The following is a 10,225-nucleotide window of genomic DNA, read 5'->3' as shown; positions in this document are numbered from 1 at the left end:
CTGCACGGACTCGGCAGCTNCCAACAGGCCCACCCGCCCCCTCCTGCCCGGCTGCGGCAAACTCGCGTTAGAGGGCTCGCGGAGAGGCCTGCGGGCTCGTGTTGGCAATGGGAGGGCCGGTGGCTAATAGTGGCTCAGCGCATTGAGATGGTGGTGTTTACTGTTCTTCCGTGTGCTGACCAACGGGCTGTGACTGTTTTGGTTTGGGTCCAGAACTGTACTGCCTGCTTTCCGTTCGGGCCCAGGTCGCCTAGTTTTGAGCCGCGAGAGCCTGTGAAACTGAACCATGCCACGGGCACGGGAATGGGGATGTTGATCCCGACTTGGCCTACGTCGATATTGTTTTGGAAGTAACGGGCGGCGCCGCCGTCTTGGGTGAATAGCGCTACACCGTTGCCGTTGGGGTTGCGGTTGATGAACGCTACGGCGTCCTCTAGGGTTTCGACACCGACCACGCACAGCACGGGGCCAAAGATTTCCTCGGTGTAGATGGTCATGTTTTCGGTCACGCCGTCGAACACGGTCGGGCCGACAAAGTTGCCTTGTTCAAAGCCGGAAACTTTCAGGTTACGGCCATCGAGCAGCAGCTTGGCGCCTTCGTCGACGCCTTTTTGGATCAGGCTCTCGACACGCTTTTTGGCATTGGGCGACACCAGTGGGCCCAGATCCGCCTCGCGGTCGGTGCCGGCATTGACTTTCAGACGCTTGGCACGCTCGACGAAGTCAGGCAGCCAATTGCGGGCCTCGCCCACCAGCACGGCGACCGATGCGGCCATGCAGCGCTGACCGGCTGCACCGAACGCGGCGCCGATCAGTTGATTGAGCGCGACTTCGGGATCGGCGTCCGGCAAGATCACGCAGTGATTCTTGGCGCCCATCATGGCCTGGCAACGCTTGCCGGCATTGGAGGCGCGTTGATAAATCTCGGAACCTACGCGGGTCGAACCGATGAACGATACGGCCTTGATGTCGGGGTGTTCGCACAGGCCGTTGGCAATCTCGGGGCCGCCGTGGACCACGTTCAGTACGCCGGGCGGCAAGCCTGCCTCCAGGGCCAATTGGGCGAGGAACAACGATGACGTGGGGTCTTGTTCCGAGGGTTTGAGCACAAAGGTATTGCCGCACGCTATCGCAATCGGGAACATGAAGCATGGCAACATCACGGGGAAGTTGAACGCGGTTATGCCCGCGCACACGCCCAGGGGTTGAATCAAGGTATAGACGTCGATGCCGCCCGCGGCATTCTCGGCGTATTCGCCCAGTTGCAGGTTGGCGATCGAGCATGCGTGCTCTACGACCTCCAGGCCGCGCCCTACTTCGCCCTCGGCGTCAGGCAAGGTCTTGCCGTGTTCGCGCGTGATCATTTCGGCGAGTTTGCCTGTGTTTTCGCGCAGCAGTTGTTGCAGCTTCAGCATGACGCGCATGCGCGCGCCCTGCCCGGCATTACGCCAGGTCTGAAAGGCCTCTTTGGCATTGGCTACCGCCAGATCCAATTCTTCCCGGGTCGCAAAGGGGACACGGGCGACGACCTGCTGCGTGGCGGGGTCGATGACATCGCGCCATTCTGTCGTCTTGGACTGCACGAGCTTGCCGCCGATCAGTAGCGGGACGTTGGGAACTTCACTCATGATGACTCCTTATTCCGAAAAAAACCGCTGCGCTGTTGCGCAGCCCGTGATTTAAAAAGGCTCCACGCCCGCCGCTACGTTGGAATACTGCCTCTGCAATGGCATTTTTCCTGCATGGCGGGCCTGGGATAAAAATGAAATCTACTTCTTGAGCAGCGGGCAGCTGGAGTCCGCCAACGGCTGAAAGGCTTCGTCGGCCGGGATCGTGGCGATCAATTTGGAATAGTCCCAACCGCCTTTGGATTCGTCCGGTTTTTTGACTTCATACAAATACATGTCATGAATCACGCGGCCGTCGGGCCGGATGCTGGCATTGCGCATGATCGGATCTTTGATAGGCAGCTCACGCATTTTGTCGGCCACCGCACGGCCTTCGGTACTGCCTGTAGCGGCGACTGCGCGCAGATAATGCAAGACGCTGGAGTACACGCCGGCCTGCGTCATCGTCGGTTTTAGGCCGCGAAACGCTTTTTCGAATCGAGCTGACCATTCGCGTGTCGTGTCGTCGTAGTCCCAATAAAAGCCGTCGACGTAGGACAGGCCTTGTGCGTTATCCAACCCCAAGGCACGCAGGTCCGACAGGAATATCAACAACGACACCAGCCGTTGGCCACCCGCGACGATGCCGAATTCACGAGCCTGTTTGACGGCATTGACGGTGTCCTGGCCGCCATTGGCCAAGGCCACGACTTGGGCTTTGGAGCTCTGCGCCTGCAATAGATAGGAGGCGAAATCGGGGGCGTTCAAAGGATGACGGACCGAGCCTGCCACGGTGCCGCCCAGGGCTTTCACGGCCTTGGCGGTGTCGGCCTCGAGCGAATGGCCGAAGGCATAGTCCACGGTGATGAAATACCAGGACTTGCCGCCCGCTCGTACCGTGGCTTTGGCGCCGCCGGCCGATTGCGAATAGGTGTCGAACATCCAGTGGAAACCGACCGGCGAGCATTCTTTATTGGTCAACGCCGTCGTGGCCGGCCCGGAGAACATTACGACCTTGTCTTTTTCTCGGGCAATGCCCTGTACGGCCAGGGCCACGGCGGAATTGGTCAGGTCGGCGATCGCGGTGACGCCTTCGCGGTCGAACCATTCACGGGCACGAGCGGCGCCGACGTCGGCCTTGTTCTGATTATCGGCCGACACCAGTTCGATCTTCATGCCTTTGCATTCGGCAGCCAGGCAGTCGTCGATCGCCATCTGAGCCGCGGCTACCGAGCCTGCGCCACCCATCGCGGCATAGGTGCCCGACATATCTGTCAGCACTCCGATTTTGACGGGCGGCTTGTCCGCAGCCCAGGCTGGGGCGGTCAAGATAGCGCCCAGGCACAAACTTGCGGCCACGCCGCGCGCATGCAGTGTCATGATGATTGTCTCCGGTGATTATTTATCTTGTTCGCGGTCCGCTGCACCGTTCGGACCTGCCGGTCTAGTGTAGATGTGTAAAAATCATCCAGCAACAGCACAAATTGCACATTCATTGTGCATAAATACACAAGGAAGCCACGATGCTGGATTGGGACAGTCTGCGCTATTTCCTGGAGGTCGCCCGCACGCAGCGCGTCAGCGCGGCCGCACGCAAACTGGGCGTGGAGCACACAACGGTGTCACGGCGCATTCGAGCGCTGGAGGCGGAGCTCGATTCACTGCTGTTCGAAAAATCGCGCAATACCGGATTTCTGTTGACCGAAGACGGTCATCGGCTGTTCGTCTACGCCGAGCAAATGGAAAGCGCAGTGCACACGGCGCGAGAAAATCTGTCTGGAATCGGACAAGCCCTGTCGGGCCATTTGCGCATCGGAGCGACTGAGGGATTCGGCAGTTATGTATTGACCCCACTGGCGGCGGACTTTCAGCGGCGCTATCCTCATATCACGCTGGATATCCTACCAGTGCCGCGTTTTGTCAGCCTGTCGAAACGTGAGGCGGATCTGGCCATCACCATTGAACGGCCTCAACGCGGGCCTTATGTGTGCACCAAACTGTGTGATTACACCTTGCGGTTATATGGCACGCCCGGCTATCTGGCGGATCATGCGCCCATCACGCGCCGCACGGATCTGACCGAGCATACGTTCATCGGCTATGTGGATGAATTGCTGTTCAGCGAGCGCCTGCGCTATCTGGAAGACCTGCTGCCCGAAAGCCGGGTCGTCTTGCGCAGCACGAGCGTGATTGCCCAATATCACGCCGCGCTGCAAGGACGATCGCTGGCCATTTTGCCGTGTTTTATCGCCGCCCAGGATCCGCGGCTGGTGCCTGTGCTGGAAAATGAAATCACCATCACGCGCAGCTTTTGGATGTACTGCCATGAAGACCTGCACAAGCTCAAACGGATGGCGATTCTGTGGGACTTCATGCGCAAATCCGTGATGCGCAATGCGAAGCTATTAGCGGGCAAACAAGGCGTCATGCGTTATCTGCCCTGAGGGTTGGCAGCCTCACGCGCCTTTTGGCGCCTTGACCCGTAAGCGCCGCATCAGCAGGTAGATCGCCAGCCCGGCGACGACGGCGTGAATCACCCACACCCCGACACCGAATGGCAATTTGCCGCTGCTGATCCAGGCTCGCGACAGGTTGATCAGGTTCATGTAGAGCAAACCGACCAGGCCCGCGATCAACAGATCGCCCGAACGGCCCAGACGCGGATTGACCGCGCCCAGCGGAATTGCCAACAGCGCCAGATTCAAGGCGGCGATGGGCAGAGAAACCCGCCACATGATCTGTGACCAGGAACTATCCGTATCATCGGCCACCAACTGCAATGTCGGGCGTGCCTTGCTCGAGCGCTCGGCGGCAGCTCGCGCCTCGGCAATAGGATCGCCGGACTTGCTCTCTAAGCGAAAGCCGTATCCCTCAAAGTCCACCAAGCGAATTTCGGGCGTGCCCGGCTTCAAGTCATAACGATGGCCTTTGCCCAAGACCAGAAAGCGATCGCCGTTCGGCTCGGTCTCGATATGTGCGCTGCTGGCGGTCATGACGCTGTGCCATTCAGGGCCGGTTTCGCGGGCGAAGACGCTACCCAGCTCATCACCGGCGTGAGCGGGCTCTTCGGCGAAAAAGACCCGCTCGCCGCCATTGGATTCGACAAACTGGCCAGCGGCGACTTTAGACAGATCCGATCGCTGCTCGAAGCGCTCACGATATTCTGCAATCTGGCGATACGCCCACGGCGACGCCCCTAAAGTCAGCACGGCGACAAGGACCGACACCGGTATCGCCACGCGCAAGACCGGGCGCAACCAATCCGCCAGCGACAGTCCGCTGGCAAACCACACGACCATTTCGGATTCGCGATAATTGCGGGTCACCGTCGTCAACACCGCGATGAACAGGGATACCGCCAACACGGTAGGCAGCGCGGTGATGGTGGAAAACGCAGCCAGCCCCAGCACGACATCCGCGCCGATAGTTCCGCCCGCGGCTTCGCCCAGCAGGCGTACCAAGAGGACGCTAAGCCACACCACGACCAACGTGGAAAACACGACCCCAGCATGGCTGGTGATCTCAGCAACGACAGACCGTTTGAATAGAGACATGTGAGAATATGCGGGATAATCAACCGCACTGCACCACGCACACGGGAATCCTCCATGGAATTTAGCACACAGACCACCGCCTCTTTGCACCAAATCAAGACAGCCGCACTGGCGATAGGCGTCTATGCTGACGGCGAGCTCAGTCCCGCCGCCGATGTCATCGACCGCGCAAGCAATCACGCCGTGCGTAATGTCGTCAAAACCGAGTTCCGTGGCCGTGCTGGCGCTACGCTGGTCTTGCGCGCCTTGCCGGGGGTCAGCGCGCAACGCGTCGTGCTGGTCGGCCTGGGCAAACAAAGCGAATACAACGCCCGCGCCCATGCATCGGCCGAGCAGGGTTTTGCAGCGGCCTGCGTCGCTGCCCGCCTGGCCGAGGGGGTATCCACCCTGGCCGCCAACCCGATCGCCGACGTCGATCTGCGTAGCCGTGCGCGTGCCGCAGCCATTGCCGCCGGCGCCGCGACCTATCACTATGACACCACGTTCGGCTCGCCTGATCGTGACAGCCGTCCAAAACTGAAAAAAATCGTGCAGGTCGTCGAGCGCGCCGACGCTGCAGCAGCCCAGCAAGGCCTGCGCGAAGGCGCCGCCATTGCCCACGGGATGGAATTGACCCGCACGCTGGGCAATCTGCCTGGTAACGTCTGCACACCAACTTACTTGGGCGACACCGCCAAAAAACTGGCGCGCGAGTTTCAATCGCTCAAGGCCGAAGTCCTGGATCGCAAACAGGTCGAGGCACTGGGCATGGGCTCGTTCCTGTCGGTCGCGCGTGGATCCGAGGAACCGCTGCGCTTCATCGTGCTGCGCCACCAGATCAAGAACGCCAAGAAATCCAAATCCGGCCCGGTCGTGCTGGTCGGCAAGGGCATCACGTTCGACGCGGGCGGCATCTCGCTCAAGCCGGCGGCCACCATGGACGAAATGAAATACGACATGTGCGGCGCGGCCAGCGTACTCGGGACGTTCCGCGCCCTGGCCGAACTGGAGCTGCCGGTCGAGGTCGTGGGCCTGATTCCCGCATGCGAAAACCTGCCCAGCGGCAAAGCCAACAAGCCTGGCGACGTTGTAACCAGCATGTCCGGCCAGACCATCGAAATCCTGAATACCGATGCCGAAGGCCGCCTGGTGCTGTGCGACGCCTTGACCTATGCCGAACGCTTCAAACCCTCGGCAGTCATCGATATTGCCACCTTGACCGGTGCGTGCGTCGTCGCGCTGGGCCACGTCAACACGGGGCTGTTCTCGCCTGACGAAAGCCTGGCCGATGCCTTGTTGTCGGCAGGCAAACAGTCGCTCGATACGGCATGGCGCATGCCGATGGATGACGCCTACCAAGACCAGTTGAAATCAAACTTCGCTGACATTGCCAACATCGGCGGCCCACCGGCTGGTTCGGTCACGGCGGCGTGCTTCCTGTCGCGCTTTACCAAGGCCTATCGCTGGGCGCACTTGGATATCGCCGGCACCGCATGGCGCAGCGGCAAGGACAAGGGAGCCACCGGCCGCCCCGTGCCCCTGCTGATGCAGTACTTGCTGGATCAGGCCTGAGTCCGTTGCATGCTTATTAACGTTACCGCGCCAGGAAAGACCGGCCATTATCCAGCCGGCTTGCCTCTCGTAGAGGGGAAACAGGGCCATGCCCTGTCCTGGTGCAGACCTCAGAGCGGCGTTGGTTTATGACGCGCATCGATTTTGCTTTTGGGGCCAACGACAGATTGCGCGCCGCCTGCCAAGTGGCGCGCAAGCGTTATCTGGCAGGCCAGCGGCTGGTGGTGTACTGCGCCAATGGATCTCGCCTGTCCGCGTTTGATCGTTTGCTCTGGGCATTTGACGACATTTCTTTTGTGCCGCACGTGCTGGCGAGCGATCCGTTGGCTGCCAGTACGCCGGTGATCCTGACGGCAGCTCCGCCGGCCGCGCCCCCCTCGGATGATGCCGAGGGGCCGTGGCTGATGAATCTCGATGATGACTGCCCCCCGGGCTACGAGGCGTTCACCCGAATCCTGGAAATCGTGTCGGGAGAGCCCGATGATCGTCAGGCAGCGCGCCAGCGCTGGCGGACTTATCAGGCTGCCGGGCACGATCTGCACGGCCACGATCTCGCCGGTCGTTTAGCATAAGGGCTGATTCAGGAGCCCTTATGCCCCAATATTCAGACCCTGGCATCCCTACGCTGACGCAACGCGTCGAGCCGACTTTGGCGCCGGCCCAGCCGGACAAGGAACAAACCGCGCAAGATCATCACGATGATTTGCCGGTCTTGACCGATGTCGCCGACCCGGCACCGTCCCGTACAACGCCGGCTGAACGGCAGGATGAGAACGAGCTGCCGGTCTTGACTGACATTGCCGATGCGACACCCGTGCCGGCCAGACCCCGTTCACCCGCGTCCGAACAGCAGGATCGAGACGAGCTCCCTGTGTTGACCGAAATCGCAGGCGATCAGGATGCACGGTATGCCTCATCGGAAGCTTCCTCTGGTGCTGCAGGTGGCGTTGGCTTGCCGCAGGCAGCTTTCAGCACCACGGCCGGCGGTACAGATGCCAATACGGCGGTCCTCAGAGCGGCCCTGCAGGCCGAGCTCGAACAAGCCCTGCAGCAGGCCATGGACGATGCCACGACCGGTGTGCGCGCCCGTCTGGAAGCAGAACTGCCGACATTGATCGCGCGTGCGCTGAGCAAAGTCCGGCCAGGCTGAGGCCAGAATGCCATTCGAGCGGGACAAACCGTATCCCGGCCACGATAAAGTCCATCCGGGCTAGATCCAGCGCGCTTAAACTCAGATACTTACCTCTTGTTTCGCATCATATGACCCCCATATTGGGTTCAAGGCAAACCGGAACCCAGCAAATTCTGCCTGCCAGTAGATTTTTCAGGGAACTGTAAGGTATCCTATCCCTCTAATACGTTGGGCAACCCCCGTTTGCCGTACACAGGAGCCGTCCATGAACGATTACCGTCCTTCCCCTTTTAACCGCTCTGGCGCCTATGCTGGCGCGCCGGGCGAAGTCGTCCGCAATAAAGTCCTGCGCAACACCTATTGGCTGCTGGCGCTATCGCTGATCCCCACCGTGCTAGGCGCGGCAGTCGGCCTGTATAGCGGCATCAACCAAGTCATGATGGCCAGCCCGGGCCTGTCGGCCATCATCTTTCTGGTCGGCGCCTTTGGCCTGATGTTCGCCATCGAAAAGAACAAAAACAGCTCGCTGGGCGTCGTCCTGCTGCTGGCCTTTACGTTCTTTATGGGTGTGATGCTGTCGCGCCTGCTGGGCTTTGTGCTCGGCATGGGTAACGGCGCCCAGTTGGTCATGACCGCCTTCGGTGGTACGGCGGTGGTGTTCGGCACCATGGCAACGCTGGCCACGACCATCAAGCGTGACCTGTCCAGCATGCAGAAATGGCTGTTTACCGGCGCGGTGGTCATCCTGGTCGCCGCACTGGCCAACATCTTCCTGCAGATGCCCGCCCTGATGCTGACCATCTCGGTCCTGGCCATCGTGATTTTCTCGGCCTTTATGCTGGTGGACCTGCAGCGTGTGGTCAATGGCGGCGAAACGAATTACGTGTCCGCCACGCTGGCCATCTATCTGGACGTCTACAACGTCTTCTCGAACCTGTTGATGCTGTTGGGTATTTTTGGCGGTAATCGCGAATAAACCGTCCGCAGCTCGGCATCCTGGGGCCCGCCTTGTGCGGGCCTTTTTCATTCTTAACGCTTGAGTGAATCAGTGTGATGATCGCCGTAGGCAGCGTTGACACGAGCCCTGTCCGCATCAATGCGCGCATTCATTTCCGCGAGCTCTGCCTTGGCCTGGTCTCGAAACGCCTGCATGTCGGCGTGCAGGTCATCATGATGCATCTTCAATTCGTTATACGCGTCGCGCGCGGACTGGGCATCGGTCTGCCCGTCCTCAATCATGCGGTGTGTCATGTCCAGAAACTGGGACGACTCGCGACTGATGATGTTTGAGACACAGGTGTTGGCGTGATTTGACGCGTGTAGCGCTTGCTGCGTATTTTCGTTTTTCACCTGCAGGGCCGCCGTTTCGTAGGCGGCCTTTTTTTCCCGGTTGGCATAACTGACACGCAGGTGTTGCTCCAGCTCTCGTTGATTCGCGGCATGAACAAATACCCCCCCGCCCGCGTGGGCGACCTGTTCGAGCGTGGGGCGATCCTTTTTGGGGACGTCAAAGCCGATGATGTTTACCACGGCTTTCACGTTCGAGTCATGCAGCGCCTGCGCAGCGGCGACCGGATCTCCGTCACAGGTTTCCAGCCCGTCTGACACGACAAAGAGGACCCTATGATCTTTTTTCTTATCCGTCTCTGGTTTGAACGCAGCCCCTGCCTGGGTAATCGCGGCAGCCAACGGCGTCCAGCCTTTGGCTTGCAAGCCATCCAACGCCTTGTTGAGTTTCCGCTCATCCACGCGGGCTGGATCAGAAAGCATCTCGACTGCCGCGCACGACATCGCCTTGTCTCGTTCGTCATTGCTACCGCGATGGCCGAACGCTAACAAACCCACTTCGGCATCGCTGGGGACGGTTTGCAGAAACGCGCGCGTGGCGGTTTTAGCAGCGTCCAATTTGCGCTTGCCACCCGCGCGGCCTCGCATCGAGCCCGAGGCGTCAATGGCAATCACGGCCTTGTTCCACCGTTGTCCCAGTGTCTCGGGCGCATCCGGCAGGGGCGGCCCCGCATGGAGACGATAGTCTGAGTAGCAGGCGTCGGCAGACTCGCCAAACTCGGAGAGAAAGTCCGTATATAGATCCTCTGCCGTCCAGAAGTCTCGTTTTGCCGACAATGTTGGGACATCGGCGCTCATCACAGTGATGGGCAAAAGCCAGACGCAGCCCACGGCGAACCCTAGCCATCGGCGTATCGCCAAGCGGGTTTTATGCGTCGATGCTGCGCCGTCCAAAATTCGCCTCCGTCAGAGGGGGCGAGGCTCATCGCCCCCAAGATTCCGGGGCCAACGATACCACCGGCGACAGCACCATAGGGACGAAAAACCTTGGCAAAGCCGTTACAAGCGCTACGGCCTATAACCGCTGCGGGCTC

Annotated in this window: 9 protein-coding genes; 5 read left to right on the top strand and 4 right to left on the bottom strand. The window is 60.3% G+C overall.

Annotated features, from left to right (window positions below; all coding sequences use genetic code 11):
- Positions 1-134: 134 nt before the first annotated feature.
- Together ACNA0J_RS25920 and ACNA0J_RS25915 are read right to left on the bottom strand one after the other, a co-directional pair.
- Positions 135-1,628, bottom strand: a complete 1,494-nt coding sequence (locus tag ACNA0J_RS25920) for a CoA-acylating methylmalonate-semialdehyde dehydrogenase (protein WP_415821775.1) — start codon at positions 1,626-1,628, stop codon at positions 135-137.
- Between the two features lie 141 nt (positions 1,629-1,769).
- Positions 1,770-2,987 carry an ABC transporter substrate-binding protein gene (locus tag ACNA0J_RS25915; protein WP_415821774.1) on the bottom strand — a complete coding sequence of 406 codons (1,218 nt, stop codon included), beginning with the start codon at positions 2,985-2,987 and terminating at the stop codon, positions 1,770-1,772.
- A 143-nt stretch (positions 2,988-3,130) separates the two neighbouring features.
- On the opposite strand from ACNA0J_RS25915, the gene ACNA0J_RS25910 reads away from it, so the two are divergent.
- Complete coding sequence (locus ACNA0J_RS25910) at positions 3,131-4,051, top strand: LysR family transcriptional regulator (protein WP_415821773.1); 921 nt, start codon at positions 3,131-3,133, stop codon at positions 4,049-4,051.
- 12 nt (positions 4,052-4,063) lie between these two features.
- On the opposite strand, the gene lptF is transcribed toward ACNA0J_RS25910, so the two are convergent.
- The gene (gene lptF / locus ACNA0J_RS25905) at positions 4,064-5,161 is read right to left on the bottom strand and encodes an LPS export ABC transporter permease LptF (RefSeq protein ID WP_415821772.1); all 1,098 of its coding nucleotides are present in this window, start codon (positions 5,159-5,161) and stop codon (positions 4,064-4,066) included.
- Positions 5,162-5,215: 54 nt separating this feature from the next.
- Here lptF and ACNA0J_RS25900 point away from each other — a divergent pair, with 54 nt between their 5' ends.
- The 4 genes from ACNA0J_RS25900 (at position 5,216) to ACNA0J_RS25885 (ending at position 8,820) form a co-directional block, all read left to right on the top strand.
- Positions 5,216-6,712, top strand: coding sequence for a leucyl aminopeptidase (locus tag ACNA0J_RS25900; RefSeq protein WP_415821771.1), 1,497 nt, complete (start codon positions 5,216-5,218; stop codon positions 6,710-6,712).
- A 128-nt stretch (positions 6,713-6,840) separates the two neighbouring features.
- The gene (locus ACNA0J_RS25895; protein WP_415821770.1) at positions 6,841-7,284 is read left to right on the top strand and encodes a DNA polymerase III subunit chi; all 444 of its coding nucleotides are present in this window, start codon (positions 6,841-6,843) and stop codon (positions 7,282-7,284) included.
- Between the two features lie 20 nt (positions 7,285-7,304).
- Complete coding sequence (locus ACNA0J_RS25890; RefSeq protein ID WP_415821769.1) at positions 7,305-7,862, top strand: hypothetical protein; 558 nt, start codon at positions 7,305-7,307, stop codon at positions 7,860-7,862.
- A gap of 247 nt (positions 7,863-8,109) precedes the next feature.
- Positions 8,110-8,820, top strand: coding sequence for a Bax inhibitor-1/YccA family protein (locus tag ACNA0J_RS25885; protein WP_415821768.1), 711 nt, complete (start codon positions 8,110-8,112; stop codon positions 8,818-8,820).
- Between the two features lie 53 nt (positions 8,821-8,873).
- On the opposite strand, the gene ACNA0J_RS25880 is transcribed toward ACNA0J_RS25885, so the two are convergent.
- The gene (locus ACNA0J_RS25880; RefSeq protein WP_415821767.1) at positions 8,874-10,085 is read right to left on the bottom strand and encodes a vWA domain-containing protein; all 1,212 of its coding nucleotides are present in this window, start codon (positions 10,083-10,085) and stop codon (positions 8,874-8,876) included.
- Positions 10,086-10,225: the final 140 nt, after the last annotated feature.

Origin of the sequence: Bordetella tumbae, from assembly GCF_965139195.1 — a bacterium.
Classification (GTDB): domain Bacteria; phylum Pseudomonadota; class Gammaproteobacteria; order Burkholderiales; family Burkholderiaceae_B; genus Bordetella_A; species Bordetella_A tumbae.
Note: the sequence above shows the minus strand (reverse complement) of the source record. Positions and strands in the feature narration are given on the sequence as shown.

What these genes read in the sequence shown, in the direction of transcription:
- ACNA0J_RS25920 (WP_415821775.1), bottom strand. Translation starts at nt 1,628, where the DNA reads ATGAGTGAAGTTCCCAACGTCCCGCTACTGATCGGCGGCAAGCTCGTG.
- ACNA0J_RS25915 (WP_415821774.1), bottom strand. Translation starts at nt 2,987, where the DNA reads ATGACACTGCATGCGCGCGGCGTGGCCGCAAGTTTGTGCCTGGGCGCT.
- ACNA0J_RS25910 (WP_415821773.1), top strand. Translation starts at nt 3,131, where the DNA reads ATGCTGGATTGGGACAGTCTGCGCTATTTCCTGGAGGTCGCCCGCACG.
- lptF (WP_415821772.1), bottom strand. Translation starts at nt 5,161, where the DNA reads ATGTCTCTATTCAAACGGTCTGTCGTTGCTGAGATCACCAGCCATGCT.
- ACNA0J_RS25900 (WP_415821771.1), top strand. Translation starts at nt 5,216, where the DNA reads ATGGAATTTAGCACACAGACCACCGCCTCTTTGCACCAAATCAAGACA.
- ACNA0J_RS25895 (WP_415821770.1), top strand. Translation starts at nt 6,841, where the DNA reads ATGACGCGCATCGATTTTGCTTTTGGGGCCAACGACAGATTGCGCGCC.
- ACNA0J_RS25890 (WP_415821769.1), top strand. Translation starts at nt 7,305, where the DNA reads ATGCCCCAATATTCAGACCCTGGCATCCCTACGCTGACGCAACGCGTC.
- ACNA0J_RS25885 (WP_415821768.1), top strand. Translation starts at nt 8,110, where the DNA reads ATGAACGATTACCGTCCTTCCCCTTTTAACCGCTCTGGCGCCTATGCT.